Origin of the sequence: Brevibacterium sp. XM4083, assembly GCF_006489205.2 — a bacterium.
GTDB lineage: Bacteria > Actinomycetota > Actinomycetes > Actinomycetales > Brevibacteriaceae > Brevibacterium.
This window is the reverse complement of record NZ_VFYR02000002.1, coordinates 352489-368099: the sequence shown is the minus strand read 5'-3', so window position 1 is coordinate 368099 and position 15611 is coordinate 352489. Positions and strand designations below refer to the sequence as shown.

The window sequence follows — 15611 nt, the reverse complement described above, 5'->3', positions numbered from 1 at the left end:
ATCCATGACGCATTCAGCAGCACCAGCACAGTCGTCCACCCGCCCCGAACCGACCCCTCTCGACAGCCGGCCGCTGGCCGAACCGACCCCTCTCGACAGCCGGCCGCTGGCCGGCCGGACCGCTCTCGTCGCCGGGGCGACCCGCGGCGCAGGCCGGGCGATCGCCCGGGAACTCGCCGCCGCCGGAGCATTCGTGTGGTGCACCGGCCGGTCGACCGCCGGCAGACCATCGGACTACGGGCGCCCGGAGACGATCGACGGCACGGTCGACCTCATCAGGGCCGCCGGGGGAGAGGGCCAGGCGGTGGTCTGCGACCACCTCGACGAGGAGTCGGTGTCGGCCCTGGCCGAGCGGGTCGAAGCGGAGGGCCGAGGTCTCGACATCCTCGTCGGCGACATCGGCGGCGAGGCCTACGTGTCCTGGGGTCAGCCGCTGTGGGAGGCCGACGCCGTCCAGGGCCGGCGACTCTTCGAGACCGGACTGCTCAGCCACGTCCTCACCGCTCGCGCGCTTCTCCCGCTGCTCACCCGCACGCCGGGCGGGCTCCACCTCGAGATCACCGACGGCACGAGCGACTACAACGCGACTCACTTCCGGGAATCCGTCTGGCTCGACCTCACGAAGACGGCGATCAGCCGGTTCGCCTTCGGCCTTTCCCATGAGCTCGGCCCCGTCGGCGCGACCGCCGTCGCCCTGACTCCGGGCTGGCTGCGCTCGGAGATGATGCTCGAGGGCTTCGCGACGAGCGAGGAGGCATGGCTGACCGACGCCCTCGACGAGTCGAACGAGGCCACGCCGCGGGACTTCGCGATCTCCGAGACTCCGCACCTGATCGGCCGCGGCATCGCCGCACTCGCCGCCGATCCCGACCGTCACCGCTTCACGGGACGGACACTGAGCAGCTTCGACCTCGCGGCGACCTACGATCTCACCGACCTCGACGGCTCCCGGCCCGATGCGTGGGGCTTCCTCGCCGCGAAGGAGGACGATCCGTCCGTGGACCCGATGACCTTCCGGTGACCGAGCGAGGTGAGACACCGCTACCCAACCCCGGCACCCGGGACTACTCTGGCAGTACATCAGCGGAACCACGATCCTTGAGGGGAGCGCCATGTCGGAGGAGACAGCAGACGTCATCATCGTCGGAGCCGGGCCGACGGGGCTGACCGCCGCCCGCGCGCTCACTGCTGCGGGGCGGTCGGTCATCGTCCTCGAAGCCCGTGACCGGGTGGGCGGGAGGACGTGGACGGACACGATCGACGGACAGATGTTCGAGATCGGCGGCCAGTGGATCTCACCGGACCAAACGGCGATCCTCGACCTCGTCGACGAACTCGGGCTGACGACCTACCAGCGCTACCGCGACGGCGACAGCGTCTACCTCGCCCCCGACGGGACCCGGACCGTCTACGACGGCGGCATGTTCCCCGTGCCCGCGGCCACGCAGGCGGAGATGGAACGCCTCATCGGCCTGCTCGACGACCTCGCCGAGCGCATCGGCGCCGACGCCCCGTGGGACGCACCTGAGGCTGCCGAACTCGACGCGGTCTCCTTCCAGCACTGGCTGGAGGAGCAGTCCGACGACGAGCTCGCGGTGGCGAACATCGGGATGTTCGTCGCCGGTGGCATGCTGACGAAGCCGACGACCGCGTTCTCGGCGCTGCAGGCGATCCTCATGGCCGCCTCGGCGGGATCGTTCTCCCACCTCGTCGACGACCACTTCATCCTCGACCGCCGGGTCGTCGGCGGCATGCAGTCGGTGTCCGAGCGCCTGGCCGCCGATCTCGGTCCGGACATCGTGCGGCTGAACAGCCCCGTCCGAACCATCGACTGGAGCGGTGAGGACGTCGTCGTCTCCACCGATGACGCGTCCTTCACCGGAACCGAGGTGATCGTCGCCGTCCCGCCCAACCTCTACTCCCGGATCACCTACGTCCCGCACCTGCCGCGCCTCCAACAGGTCTTCCACCAGCACCAGTCGATGGGCCTCGTCATCAAGGTCCACGCGACGTACCCGCGCCCGTTCTGGCGGGAGCAGGGCTTGTCGGGCACCGGTTTCGGCGCGGGCCACCTCGTCCAGGAGGTCTACGACAATACGAACCACGGGGAAGAGCAGGGCACGCTCGTCGGCTTCATCTCCGACGTCAACGCCGATCGCATGTGGGCACTGGACGAGGAGGACCGGAAGACTGAGATCCTCGAGGCGATCGCGGCATTCCTCGGACCGGAGGCGCTCACCCCGACGGTCTTCCACCTCTCGGACTTCGGGGCCGAGGAATGGACGCGCGGGGCGTACGCGACGAGCTACGACCTCGGCGGGCTGAGCCGCTGGGGACGGCACCAGAACGATCCCGTCGGACCGCTCCACTTCGCGAGCTCGGACATCGCCGGCCGTGGCTACCAGCATGTCGACGGGGCGGTGCGGATCGGGCGGGACACCGCTGAGACGGTGCTTCGCGCTCTCGCCGACTAGTGGTTAGATGAACGGATGACTTCGGCAACACCCGCACCAGAACGCCCCATCGAAACCGACTCCGGCCTCAGCGCAAAGGGGCTCTCCGCCGGCAAGGTCGGTGCGATCGGCGGCGCGATCATCGGCATCGCCTGTATCGCGCCCGCGTACACGCTCACCTCAGGGCTCGGCCCGACGATCTCCGAGGTCGGGGTCCACACCCCCGCCATCCTCCTCATCGGCTTCGTCCCCATGCTCCTCGTCGTCTTCGGCTACCGGGAACTCAACACCGCGATGCCCGATTCGGGCACGACCTTCACGTGGGCGACGCGCGCCTTCGGTCCGTGGCTCGGGTGGATGGGCGGCTGGGGGCTCATCGCCGCGACCGTGCTCGTCCTGTCCAACCTCGCCGCCGTCGGCGTCGACTTCCTCTTCATCCTCCTCAGCCAGATCTTCTCCGATCCCGCGATCGCCGACCTCACCCGGGTGCTGTGGATCAACATCCCCATCACCATCCTGCTCACCGCGATCGCCGCGTGGATCTCCTACCGCGGCGTCGAAGCCACCGAGAAGGTCCAGGTCTGGCTCGTCGCCTTCCAGGTCATCGCGCTCGGGTGGTTCGTCATCGCCGCGCTCATCCACGTCGCCAACGGCACCGCCTTCGACGCGACGCCGGTCAGCCTCGACTGGTTCAACCCGGCCGCGGCCGGGGACTTCTCGACGATCGCCGCAGCCGTGTCGCTGTCGATCTTCCTCTTCTGGGGCTGGGACACCGTCATCACGATGAACGAAGAGGCCAAGGACCCGGAGAAGACCCCCGGCCGGGCGGCGATGCTGACGATCGTCGCGATCGTCATCATCTACCTCGCCTGCACGATCGCCGTCATCGCCTACGCCGGCGTCGGCACGGAGGGACTCGGGGCCGGCAACCCGGAGAACCAGGAGTCGATCTTCGCGGCACTGGCCTCGCCGATCATGGGACCCTTCGCCATCATCGTCTCGATCGCCGTGCTCTCCTCGTCACTGGCCTCGCTGCAGTCGACGATGGTCTCACCCTCCCGGACGATCCTCGCGATGGGGCACTACGGTGCGCTGCCGAAGCGCTACGGCAACGTCTCCCCGCGCTTCAAGTCGCCCTCGGTGGCGACGATCACCTCGGCGGCAGCGGCGATCATCTTCTACGTCGTCATGCGGCTGCTGTCCGAGAACGCCCTGTGGGACACGATCACCGCGCTCGGGCTCATGGTCTGCTTCTACTACGGGGTGACCGGGCTCGCGTGCACGTGGTACTTCCGCCGGTCCCTCTTCCTCTCCGCCCGGACGGTGTTCTTCCGCTTCCTCTTCCCCCTCCTCGGCGGGCTCACCCTCCTCGTCATCTTCGTCCGCACCGCGATCGACTCCCTCGACCCCTCGTACGGGTCGGGGTCGTCGGTCTTCGGCATCGGCCTCGTCTTCGTCCTCGGGATCGGCGTGCTCCTCCTCGGCGTCGTCATCATGATCATCCAGGCCGTGCGCCACCCCGCGTACTTCCGCGGAGAGACGCTGAAGAAGGGCGTCCACGCCGAGGCTGCCTGAGGTGGGGGAGAGGCACCGGCTGGCCGAGCTGCGGGCGCTGCGGCGGGTCCGCGATCGCATCGACCGCGAGTTCGACCGCCCCCTCAACGTCCCCGATCTCGCAGCCGGGATGCACATGTCGGCCGGTCACCTCAGTCGTCGATTCAAGGCCGCCTACGGCGAGTCGCCGTATGCCTACCTGCTCACTCGGCGCATCGAGAGGGCGATGTCGCTCATCCGCCGCCGCGACCTCTCGATCACTGAGATCTGCTTCATGGTCGGGTTCAGCTCGCTCGGCACGTTCAGCACACGGTTCTCCGAACTCGTGGGTCTGTCGCCGACGAGCTACCGGCAGCGGGCGGTCCACGGCGACCTCGACCTGCCGACGATCATCGTGCGAACCGTGCTCAGACCCGTCAGGAATCGAGAAGAGAGACCCCGTCCTTCCGACTAGCATGAGCGTCATGGACATCTCGATCAATGCCAGCTTCCTTCCGCACACCGACGCCGAGGCGTCACTGACCTTCTACCGCGACGTCCTCGGTTTCGAGGTCCGCCTCGACGTCGGCCAGGGCCAGATGCGCTGGATCACCGTCGGCGCGCCCGACCAGCCCGACACCTCGATCGTGCTCACCCCCGCCGTCGTCGACCCGACGCTCACCGAAGCCGAGCGCGAGACCATCGCGGCGCTCATAGCCAAGGGCAGCTACGCCTCCATCGTCTTCGCGAGCCCCGCCGTCGACGCCGTCTTCGCCGAGGTCGAGGCGAAGGGCGCCGACATCGTCCAAGAGCCGATGGACCAGCCCTACGGTCTGCGCGACTTCGCGCTGCGCGATCCGGCGGGCAACCTCATCCGCGTCCAGCAGCGGGACTGAAGGGCTGAGATGACCCAGGCAGCGGACAGCCATGACCTCATCCGGGTGCGCGGGGCCCGGGAGAACAATCTCCGTGACGTCTCCGTCGACCTGCCCAAACGCCGGCTCACCGTGTTCACCGGTGTCTCCGGGTCGGGCAAGAGCTCACTCGTCTTCGGCACGATCGCCGCGGAGTCGCAGCGGATGATCAACGAGACCTACAGCGCCTTCGTCCAAGGGTTCATGCCGCAGATGGCCAGGCCCGACGTCGACGTCCTCGAGGGCCTGACGACGGCGATCCTCGTCGACCAGGAGCGGATCGGGGCGAACCCGCGCTCGACGGTGGGCACCGTGAGCGACATCAACGCGAAGCTGCGGATCCTCTACTCCCGGCTCGCCGAACCGAACCTCGGCTCCCCGAACGCCTACTCGTTCAACGTCGCGACGATCAGCGGCAAGGGCGCGGTGACGACGGTCAAGGGCGATGCCAAGGAGGTCGAACGGCGCGAATTCAGCGTCAACGGCGGCATGTGCCCGCACTGCGAGGGCATGGGCACGGCCACCGACATCGACGTCACGCAGATCATCGACGAGACGAAGTCGATCAACGAGGGGGCGATCACCGTCCCCGGATTCAAGGTCGGCGGCTGGTCCGTTCGCTTCTACGCGGAGTCCGGGTTCTTCGACCCCGACGTCCCCGTCGCCGAGTTCACCGCCGCGCAGCGTCGCGCCCTGCTCGATCTCGAGGGGGAGAAGATCGTCGTCAACGGGACGAACCTCACCTACGACAGCCTCATCCCGAAGATCCGGAAGTCCTTCCTGTCCAAGGACCGGGACGGCATGCAGAAGCACATCCGGGAGTTCGTCGACCGTGCCGTCGTCTTCACCGAGTGCCCCGAGTGCCACGGGACCAGGCTCAACGCGGTAGCGCGGTCCTCGCTGCTCGCCGGTGCGTCCATCGCCGAGGTGTGCGCGATGGAGATCTCGGACCTGACCGCGTGGCTCGATGAGATCGACGACCCCGGTGTCGCACCGCTCGTCGCCTCCCTCAAAGAGACCGTGCAGGCCTTCGTCGACATCGGTCTCGGCTACCTCTCCCTCGACCGCTCATCAGGATCGCTGTCCGGGGGAGAGGCCCAGCGGATCAAGCTCGTCCGCCATCTCGGCTCCGCACTCACCGACGTCACGTATGTCTTCGACGAACCGACGATCGGCCTCCACCCCCACGACATCGAGTCGATGAACCGTCTGCTCCTGCAGCTGCGCGACAAGGGCAACACCGTCCTCGTCGTCGAGCACAAACCGGAGACGATCGGCATCGCCGACCATGTCGTCGACCTCGGTCCCGGGGCCGGCACCGCCGGGGGAGAGATCTGCTTCACCGGCACCGTCGCGGGTCTGCGGGAGTCGGGCACGCGCACCGGCGATCATCTCGGCTTCACCGCCGCGCTCAAGGAGACGGTGCGCACACCGACCGGTGCACTGGAGATCAGGGGAGCGAACGGCCACAATCTCCGCGATGTCGACGTCGACATCCCCCTCGGTGTGCTCACCGTCGTCACCGGGGTCGCGGGGTCGGGCAAGAGCACGCTCATCGACAACTCGCTCGCCACCCGCGACGGCGTCATCATCATCGACCAGACGCCGATCAAGGGGTCGAGACGGAGCAACCCGGCAACGTACACCGGCATGCTCGAACCGATCCGCAAGGCGTTCGCGAAGGCCAACGACGTCAAACCGGCCCTCTTCAGCGCGAACTCCGAAGGAGCCTGCCCGGTGTGCAACGGGGCCGGCGTGATCTATTCGGATCTCGGCATGATGGTGGGGATGTCCGCCCCGTGCGATGTCTGTCAGGGCAAGGGCTTCCAGGCCGCGGTGCTCGACTACACGTTCGGGGGCAGGAACATCCGCGAGGTCCTCGACATGCCCGCCGCCGAGGCGGTCGACTTCTTCTCCGCGGGGGAGTCGAAGGTCCCGCAGGCCGCGAAGATCGCCGCCGCCCTCGTCGACGTCGGTCTCGGCTACATCAGTCTGGGCCAGCCGCTGACGACGCTGTCCGGCGGTGAGCGGCAGCGCCTCAAACTCGCCGCGCATCTGTCGGCGAAGGCCGCCGACGCCGCGTCGGTCATCGTGCTCGACGAGCCGTCGACCGGGCTCCACCTCGCCGATGTCGAGAACCTCCTGCGGCTGCTCGACGGCCTCGTCGACGCCGGGCGCACCGTCATCGTCATCGAACACCATCAGGCGGTCATGGCCCACGCCGATCACATCATCGACCTCGGGCCGGGCGCCGGACACGACGGCGGGCGGGTCGTCTTCACCGGCACTCCTGCCGAACTCATCGCCGACGGTGCCACGCTCACGGCGCGCCACCTCGGCGACTATGTCCGGCAGAGTGTACAGGTGTGAACTTTCCGTGCCCGTATGGACACGGTCGGAGAAGTCGATTACCGTTTCTAACGGTTCGGTAACGTCCGGCCGTGTCCGAGGCTCCTTCCCAAGGGCATGCACCCACCTCACAACGGAGATGACCACTGTGAAACTCGTCAGCACCTTCCTGCGCAGATCTGCGATGCTCGTCGGGGCCGGGGCACTGGCCGCGGCCGGTCTCCTCGGGGCGAATGCGCCCGCCCTCGCCGATGAGTCCGAGAGCGTGTGGGATCGCGTCGCCGCCTGCGAGTCGAGCGGCGACTGGAGCATCAACACGGGCAACGGCTACTACGGCGGTCTGCAGTTCTCGCTGCAGACATGGAAGGCCTTCGGCGGTGAGGGCATGCCGCACGAAGCCAGCCGTGAGGAGCAGATCCGGATCGCGCAGAAGACACTCGCCGTGCAGGGTCCCGGCGCCTGGCCCACGTGCGGGAAGAAGGCGGGCCTGACGAAGGAGAACGGCGCTGCCGATGACGGCGGAGCCTCCGAAGCCACGAAGGACGAGGACGCGAAGGCCGAAGAGCCCAAGGCTGAGGAGCCGAAGAAGGACGAACCGAAAGCTGAGGAACCGCCGGCACCCGAGGAGCCGAAGAAGGACGAACCGAAGGCTGAGGAACCGAAGCCTGAGGAGCCCAAGGCTGAAGAACCGAAGGCCGAGGAGCCCAAGGACGAACCAGCAGCGACCGAGGAGCCGACGGCACCGGAGGAACCGACGACCGACGCGCCTGCCGAGGACACCGCCGATGACTCGGCGGGCACCGGCGACGCACCCGCGTCGAACGGCGACGACGACGGCGGGAGCCCGCCGAACGGCACCGGCCTCACCGGTCACGTCATCCAGATCTTCTGACCACGCAGTCTGCTGGGGGAGTCAGTGCACTCAGCGCACTCTGGGCACTCAGGGCACGGTGACCGTCCTCTGAGGCGATTCCCACGCGCGCACACCGGACAGAAGTGCTCATCTTCGCTAGCGTGTATAACGGTTCGGTAACGGCCGAACCGCTTGACCGAATGCAGTCGACCGATGGAGATGACATTCGTGAAACACGCTGCGACCACTCTGCGCAGAACAGCACTGCTCACCGGTGTCGGCGCGATCGCCGCCGCCGGACTCGTCGGCTTCGGCGCACCAGCCCAGGCCGCTGAGTCCGACGGCGTCTGGGATCGCGTCGCCGAATGCGAGTCCGGTGGTGACTGGAGCATCAACACCGGCAACGGGTACTACGGCGGACTGCAGTTCTCGGAGCAGACCTGGAAGGCCTTCGGCGGTGAAGGCATGCCGCATGAGGCGAGCAAGCAGGAGCAGATCCGCATCGCCCAGAAGACGCTGGCGGAACAGGGACCCGGTGCCTGGCCGACGTGCGGTGAGAAAGCCGGCCTGACGAAGGAGAACGGCGCTGCTGACGACGGCGGTGGCTCCGGTGGTTCGGACGACTCCGGCAAGGTCGGCCTCGGCGGTTATGTCGTGAGCTGATGATCGTCGGATCATGGTGTGGCCGCGGACAGCGTCGAGCTGTCCGCGGCCACACGCACATTGCACCGCATCCCCGGCGCTCCTGTGTATCGCGCCGATAATATACATTATGTTAACTAAACTGATGAGGCCACTGCCCCGACTGCATCTCGCGTCGGTCGTGGAACCCGCAGGTCGACATGGAGCCTGCATGCCATCCAGTGCGTCATGCACCTGCATCTCCACCGCCTCGGCGGTCGACGACTGCGTGACGAGCTGGCCTGAACGGCTGAGACGTCCTGCCGGGTGCACCGTCCTTGACGTCCAGTCGTCGGACTACTCCCCTAGTCCCATCGGCCATTCGGCCGCTTTCAGCGTCGATCTATCGCGATGGAACTACCAGACATCGGACTGTTGACTTATCTAACGAGCGTTCAATAGGGTGTGTGTGATCGCGGCCACAGGAGATCGGTCGGATGTCACCACGACGCAAGGACGCTTCATGGTTCACCCTCAGTCCACTCCCCCTGTCGCGCTCGCTGCCACAGCCGGATCGGAATCCCGCCGCAAGGCCTGGTCGCTCACGGCCCTGCTCGTCGTCCTCTACGTCGTCAACTACGGCGACAAGGCCGCCTTCGGCATCATCGCGCAGGCGCTCGGCGAGGAACTCGGCATCAGCGCCGCCCAGATCGGCCTCGTCGGCAGCCTCTTCTTCTTCGCCTTCACGGTCGGCGGCTTCTTCGCCGGCGCCCTCAACCGGTGGATGTCGCTGCGCACCGTCCTCCTCGTGCTCGCCCTCGTGTGGGCAGCCGCCATGCTCCCGCTCGTCGTCGCCGCGACCTTCGCCGTGCTCATCGCCTCCCGGATGCTCCTCGGCTTCGCCGAAGGCCCGAGCTCGGCTCTCATCCACACCGCCGCGTATTCGTGGCACCCCTCGTCTCGCCGCGGCTTCCCGGGTGCACTGCTCGCCAGCGCCGCCTCGGTGGCGAAGATCGTCCTCGCTCCCCTGCTCGCGTACCTCTCGGTGACGTTCGGCTGGCGCAGCGCGCTCATCACGATGGCCGTCATCGGCATCGTCTGGTGTGTCTTCTGGCTGCGCTTCTGGGAGGTCGGACCCTACATCCCCGCGAAGGCGACCGGACCGGCGAAGAAGGCGCGTGGCGCCGAGGACGAGGACACCGCAGCGAGAGACTCGGACGAACCCCGAGTGCCGTGGGCGAGGATCCTCCTCACCCGCACCTTCCTCACCGGCGTGCCGCTCGTGGCGAGCATCTACGCCCTCGTCACCGTCGTCCTCACCTGGCTGCCGTCGTACTTCGAGGTCGGTCTCGGCTTCAGCCGCCTCGAGGCCGGATCGATGCTCGCGATCCCCTCGATCGTCGGTCTCATCAGCCTCATCGGCGGCACCCTGCTCTCTGACTTCCTCCTCGCCCGCGGCTGGTCGTCACGCTTCGTCCGCATCGTCGGACCCTCGCTGCTCGTCATCGTCGGCGGCGGCATCCTCTGCCTTCTGCCCTCGATCGAGAACGCGGCCGCTGCGGTCGCGATCGTCTCGATCGGATACGGCGTCGGGGTCGTCGTCCTCCCGCTGTCGAATGCCGCGGTCTCGGAGATCTGCCCGCCCCAGCAGACCGCGGGCACGCTGGGAGTCTTCCTCGCCCTCATGGCCATCGGCGGGCTCGTCGGTCCCTATGTCACCGGGCTCATCGTCGATGCCGCTGCGAGCCCCGGCCTCGGCTACGCGACGGCGTTCCAGGTCCTCGGCATCGCCGCGGCAGTCTCGGCCGTGCTCACCCTGCTCTTCGCCGATCCCGAACGTGACAAGGTCATCGTCCGCGGCGCCGCCGCCCAGGCATGATCATGCTCGGCGTGTGACCGCGCGTCCCGACAACAGGAGCACCCGGTCGGCCGCACTCGCCGCCGGTGCGTCGGTCCGCGGCGGGGCATAGCCGCCGGTGTCGCCGAGCTCAACGATGAGCGCGGCGAGATCGGTCGCCATGAACTCCGCGAGCGCGTCATCGACCGGCCAGGGATCACCGGTGCCCACGGAGAGGTCAGCGGCATGGAGGGCGAGTTCGAGGATGCGCATCTGCACGAGCTGGGTGCCCGGCATCTTCCCGATCCGGTGGCTGACCGGCACCGTGAGATCGACGTCGGCGGCGAGACGGCGGAAACGGCGCTCATGGGTCCAGAACGCCTCGAGCGGATCCTCGCCGAGGTGGTCCCGGTCCCTCGTCGCCTCCACCTCGGCGGGCGGGTCCTGGTCGAGCAGCATCGCGTACCGCAGTCCCCCGCCGATGAGGTGGTTGACGAGCTCGCGGTTCGACCAGCCCTGGCAGCCGCTCGGCGCGGCATAGCGCGCACTGCCCTCGGGCGGTCCGAGATGCCGCAGAGCCTGCACCCAGCAGGCCTCGGCGCGGTCGAGATTCTCGGCGATGACGGGTGAGAGCATGCCACCGATTCTGCCACGACGGCCGGCTTCTCATCTGATGGGAAGTTTCGCGCCGGCTCTGGGCCGCCTCGGCGTTTGGGGTTATCTTGCTCACACGAGAAGAAGCATCCGAGGTGAGGAGTCCGACCATGGTGACGGCAAGTGCCTCCGCCGACTATCTGCCCCTGGCCAACGCCCCGGTCCTGTGGATCCTCGCGCTGTCGGTCATGGGTGTCGTCGTCGTCCAATCGCTCATCTACATGCGCGCGGTGCGGCGGAACGCCGCCTCGGCCGACATGAGCCAGGCCGAGGTCACCGCCGCCTTCCGGGCCGGCGGAGTCGCGGCGATCGGCCCCTCGCTCGCCGTCGTCCTCGTCGCCATCGCGCTCCTCCCGCTCTTCGGCACTCCCCCGGTCATCGTCCGCGTCGGCCTCATCGGCTCCGCCGCCACCGAGGTGGCCTCGGCCTCGATCGCGGCCGGGACGATGGACGCCAACCTCGGCGATGCGACCTTCACCCGCGGGGTCTTCATCGTCGCGCTCATGGCGATGAGCCTCTCCGGTGCCGGCTGGATGCTCTCGGCGCTCATCCTCACCCCGATCTTCAAACGCAGCTCCCACAAGCTCGAGAAGATAAATCCCGCGCTCATGTCGCTCGTGCCCGGAGCCGCGCTGCTCGCGGCGTTCGCGGCGCTGACGTTCCGCGAGATCCCGAAGTCACCGACCCACGTCATCGCGATCGCCGTGTCCGCGGTGACGATGGCGAACTGCCTCGCCGCCGCCCACGTCCTCCGCCAGTCATGGCTCAAGGAATGGGGACTGGGCATCTCCGTGCTCGCCGGTCTCGTCGCCGCCTACTTCGCCCACTACGCCGGCCTCGGCATGCCCGACGCCTGAAGGAGGCCCCATGTCCGTCATTCCCTCTCCCTCGCATGAGGCGTTCGAAGCCACGACGACGAAGTGGGGCTCGATCACGCTCTTCGCCGGCTTCCTCATCGCCACCTCGGTGCCGTTCTACCTCCTCGTCGTCGCCGACGCCGACATCGGGTTCGGCGACATCCTCACCGCGTTCCTCGCCGTCTTCGCCGTCTACGGCGTCTTCTACATCGTCGAACCGCTGACGTACTTCCCCATCCTCGGACCGGCCGGGATGTACCAGGCGTTCATGATCGGCAACGTCGCGAACAAGCTGCTGCCCTCGGCGATCGTCGCCCAGGACACGATCGGGGCGCGGCCGGGCACCCGGAAGGGCGAGTACGCGGCAACGATGGCGATCTGCGGGGCCGCGATGATCCACGTCGTCTCCATGGTCCTCTTCGTCGGCGTCCTCGGCACGTGGCTCGTCACGGTCATCCCGGAGAACATCACCCTCATCGCCCAGCTCTACATCCTCCCGGCGATCCTCGGCGGGGTCACCGTCCAGCTCATCGTCTCGCTCCGGCAGGTGAAGTCGACGATCATCGCGCTGGCCGTCGCCGCCCTCGTCATCCTCGTCCTCATTCCGGTCGTCCCCGTCCTCGCCCCCGGCGACGTCGCTATTGTGGTCATTGTCACCATCGTCATCACATGGTTCACCCGGAACCGGGCGGTCACCGACTCCCGTGATGACCCAGGTGAGGACACCGTCGGGATCAACTGAGCTCCCGACCGAGCACGAAAGGACGCCATGCCGCTGACAACGCGCCTGCGCACCGCGGTCACCGATTCCCTCGCCGAGGCGGTCGCCGACTACCAGCAGTTCCACCGCACCCCCGAACTCTCGATGGCCGAGACGCAGACGGCGGCAGCGATCGCTGAGTTCCTCACCGGGCTCGGTCTCGCTCCGCACACGTTCGGCGGCACCGGCGTCGTCGCCGTCATCGAGAACGGCGAGGGACCCGTCGTCGCCTACCGCGCCGACACGGACGGACTGCCGATCGCCGAGGACACCGGACTCGACTACGCCTCCCGCGCCGAGGGCACCCTGCCTGATGGGACGACGACCCCGGTCATGCACGGGTGCGGCCACGACACCCACATCACCGTCGGCCTCTACCTCGCGCGGTTCCTCACCGAGCACCGCGAGGCGTGGGCGGGCACCGTCGTCCTCCTCTTCCAGCCCGGGGAGGAGACCGCTGCGGGGGCGAAGGCGATGCTGGCAGACGGCCTGTGGGAGACCGTGGTCAATCCCGAGGTCGTCTACGGTCAGCACGTGTGGCCCGGACGCGCCGGTGACGTCTACGTCTCCTCGGGCACGGCGATGGCGATGTCCGATTCCCTGCGCGTCACGGTCCGCGGGAAGCAGGCGCACGGCTCCCAGCCGGAGAACGCGATCGACCCGATCGTCCTCGGCGCCTTCATGATCACCCGCCTCCAGTCGATCGTGTCCCGGGAGATCTCGGGTCGCGACACCGCCGTCGTCACCGTCGGCACCTTCCACGGCGGTCTCAAGGAGAACATCATCCCCGAGACCGCGGTCTTCACCCTCAACATCCGCACCTTCGACGAAGACGTCCGCGCCGTCGTCCTCGACCGGGTCGACCGCATCGTCCGCGCCGAAGCCGCGGCCTCCGGCGCCCCCGACCCCCTCATCGAACCGATGCACTCCTTCCCCCGCTGCGTCAACGATCCCGATCGCACGGCCGCCTTCGTCTCAGCCGCGGGCGCCGAACTCGGTGAGGACCACGTCCACGTCGTGCCCGCCGTGACCGGCAGTGAGGACTTCGGGGCGTTCGGCGACGCGCTCGGTGTGCCCTACGTCTACTGGTTCTTCGGCGGCTACTCCCCCGCCGCCCTCGACGGCGACGAACCGCCGGCGGGCAATCACTCCCCGCACTTCGCCCCTGACGATGTGCCCACCACCCTCGAGACGGGTCTGCGCGCCGCCCTGACGGCTGTGCTCTCCGACCTCGGAAAGGCGGAGGCATGAGTGAGGACCTGCGCTGGATGAGCACCCGCGAACTCGCCGCGAGGATCGCTGAGAAGGAGATCTCGGCCCGGGAGGCGCTGGAGGATCAGCTGCGCCGCATCGACGAGGTCAACCCCGCGCTCAACGCCGTCGTCACCCGCGACGACGAGCGGGCACGGGCGGAAGCCGCAGCCGCCGACGACGCGCTCGCGGCCGGAGCGGAGATCGGACCCCTCCACGGCGTGCCGATGACCCACAAGGACACGAACGACACCGCGGGCATGCGCACGACGTGGGGGTCGCCGATCTTCGCCGACCGCGTACCGGAGTCCGACTCCCTCATCATCTCCCGGCTGCGCCGCGCCGGGGTGATCACGACCGGCAAGACGAACGTCCCCGAGTTCGCCGCCGGCTCGCACACGTTCAACCCCGTCTTCGGCGTCACCCGCAACCCGTACGATCGCGAGAAGTCCGCCTCGGGCTCCTCCGGGGGTGTCGGGGCGGCCCTGGCTGCGGGCATCCAGGCCTCCGGTGACGGCTCCGACATGGGCGGGTCGCTGCGCTCCCCCGGGTCATTCAACAACGTCGCCGGCTTCCGACCGACGAACGGCCGGATCCCCAACTCCTCGCCGTCGCCGTTCTCCTGGCTCGGACAGACCGGCTTCATGGCGCGCACCGTCTCCGACATCGCGTTCCTCATGAGCATCGCCGCCGGTCCCGAACCCGGGCTGCCGGCGATCCTGCCCGAACCCGGATCGGTCTTCGACCGTCCCCAGTTCCGCCTCGGCGGGCAGGCTCCCGACCTCACGGGGGTCCGGATCGGCTTCAGCCCCGATCTCAACGGACTCCTGCCCGTCGAGTCCGAGGTCATCGACATCGTCGCGGCCACGGCCCCCGTCTTCGAGGGTCTCGGTGCCTCCGTCGACGACAACATCCCCGATCTCTCCGACGGTGATGAGGTCTTCGGCGTGCGCCGAGCCATGGACTTCCTCGCCTCCTGGGGCGGACTCTACGAGACCGATCGCGACCGGATGAAGGAATCGGTGCGCTGGAACATCGAAGCCGGACTGCGGCTCACCGGCCCGCAGATCGTCTCGGCCGAGGCGGCCCGCGCGAGGCTGAGCGGCGAGGTGCAGCGGTTCTTCGCCGACCGTGATCTCCTCGTGCTCACCACGTGCCAGGTCCTGCCCTTCGACGTCGGCATCGAATACCCCATGGAGATCGACGGCGTCGAGCTCGAGACCTACCTCGACTGGATGCGGGCGCCGTGCCTGATCACCGCCACCGGCTGCCCCGCGATCTCCGTGCCGGCCGGGTTCTCCGCGGCGGGGCTGCCCGTCGGCGTCCAACTCGTCGCGAAGCCCGGCGACGATGTCCGCCTCCTCGAGATCGCCCAGGCCTTCGAACAGGCCACCCGGTGGAATGAACGCCACCCGACGGTCGACCAGTGATGGTTCGGCTTGCCTCAGCACTGTTTGCCGAGCCTTTCCACACTGGAATGATTCCAGAAATGGTGTCAAGCTGGTCACGACGCAGGCGGCAGTCCGCCG

General features: G+C 68.2%; 14 protein-coding genes. 13 read left to right on the top strand and 1 reads right to left on the bottom strand.

Annotated elements, in window-relative coordinates; all coding sequences use genetic code 11:
• Positions 1-4: 4 nt before the first annotated feature.
• The 9 genes from FJ887_RS07465 to FJ887_RS07425 all read left to right on the top strand — a co-directional run bounded on the left by FJ887_RS07465 (position 5) and on the right by FJ887_RS07425 (position 10602).
• Complete coding sequence (locus FJ887_RS07465; RefSeq protein WP_140955004.1) at positions 5-1021, top strand: SDR family oxidoreductase; 1017 nt, start codon at positions 5-7, stop codon at positions 1019-1021.
• A 91-nt stretch (positions 1022-1112) separates the two neighbouring features.
• Positions 1113-2474, top strand: coding sequence for a flavin monoamine oxidase family protein (locus tag FJ887_RS07460; protein WP_140955005.1), 1362 nt, complete (start codon positions 1113-1115; stop codon positions 2472-2474).
• Positions 2475-2489: 15 nt separating this feature from the next.
• The gene (locus FJ887_RS07455; RefSeq protein ID WP_137824088.1) at positions 2490-4028 is read left to right on the top strand and encodes an APC family permease; all 1539 of its coding nucleotides are present in this window, start codon (positions 2490-2492) and stop codon (positions 4026-4028) included.
• Positions 4021-4461 (top strand): helix-turn-helix transcriptional regulator, encoded by a 441-nt coding sequence (locus tag FJ887_RS07450; RefSeq protein WP_140955006.1) that lies wholly within the window; start codon positions 4021-4023, stop codon positions 4459-4461. Before FJ887_RS07455 ends, FJ887_RS07450 begins: the two co-directional genes overlap by 8 nt.
• 1 nt (position 4462) lies before the next feature.
• Positions 4463-4882 carry a VOC family protein gene (locus tag FJ887_RS07445; protein WP_140955007.1) on the top strand — a complete coding sequence of 140 codons (420 nt, stop codon included), beginning with the start codon at positions 4463-4465 and terminating at the stop codon, positions 4880-4882.
• A gap of 9 nt (positions 4883-4891) precedes the next feature.
• Positions 4892-7270, top strand: coding sequence for an ATP-binding cassette domain-containing protein (locus FJ887_RS07440; RefSeq protein ID WP_140955008.1), 2379 nt, complete (start codon positions 4892-4894; stop codon positions 7268-7270).
• 118 nt (positions 7271-7388) lie between these two features.
• A complete protein-coding gene (locus FJ887_RS18310; RefSeq protein WP_284711097.1) occupies positions 7389-8141 on the top strand; it encodes a transglycosylase family protein in 753 nt (250 codons plus the stop codon).
• 180 nt (positions 8142-8321) lie between these two features.
• Positions 8322-8765, top strand: a complete 444-nt coding sequence (locus FJ887_RS07430) for a transglycosylase family protein (RefSeq protein WP_137824092.1) — start codon at positions 8322-8324, stop codon at positions 8763-8765.
• 481 nt (positions 8766-9246) lie between these two features.
• Entirely contained in the window at positions 9247-10602 is a 1356-nt protein-coding gene (locus tag FJ887_RS07425; RefSeq protein WP_140955009.1) for an MFS transporter, read from the top strand.
• On the opposite strand, the gene FJ887_RS07420 is transcribed toward FJ887_RS07425, so the two are convergent.
• On the bottom strand, positions 10603-11196 hold the full coding sequence (locus FJ887_RS07420) for a maleylpyruvate isomerase N-terminal domain-containing protein (RefSeq protein WP_140955010.1): 594 nt from the start codon (positions 11194-11196) through the stop codon (positions 10603-10605).
• 128 nt (positions 11197-11324) lie between these two features.
• Here FJ887_RS07420 and FJ887_RS07415 point away from each other — a divergent pair, with 128 nt between their 5' ends.
• Genes FJ887_RS07415 through FJ887_RS07400 form a run of 4 tightly spaced genes read left to right on the top strand, consistent with a single transcriptional unit; the run spans position 11325 to position 15512 of the window.
• Complete coding sequence (locus tag FJ887_RS07415; protein WP_140955011.1) at positions 11325-12071, top strand: DUF5058 family protein; 747 nt, start codon at positions 11325-11327, stop codon at positions 12069-12071.
• 10 nt (positions 12072-12081) lie between these two features.
• Positions 12082-12813: a hypothetical protein gene (locus tag FJ887_RS07410; RefSeq protein WP_140955012.1), complete on the top strand. Its 732-nt coding sequence runs from the start codon at positions 12082-12084 to the stop codon at positions 12811-12813.
• Between the two features lie 27 nt (positions 12814-12840).
• On the top strand, positions 12841-14082 hold the full coding sequence (locus tag FJ887_RS07405; RefSeq protein WP_140955013.1) for an amidohydrolase: 1242 nt from the start codon (positions 12841-12843) through the stop codon (positions 14080-14082).
• Positions 14079-15512: an amidase gene (locus FJ887_RS07400; protein ID WP_140955014.1), complete on the top strand. Its 1434-nt coding sequence runs from the start codon at positions 14079-14081 to the stop codon at positions 15510-15512. The genes FJ887_RS07405 and FJ887_RS07400 overlap by 4 nt, the downstream gene beginning before the upstream one ends.
• The last annotated feature ends 99 nt before the right edge of the window (positions 15513-15611 follow it).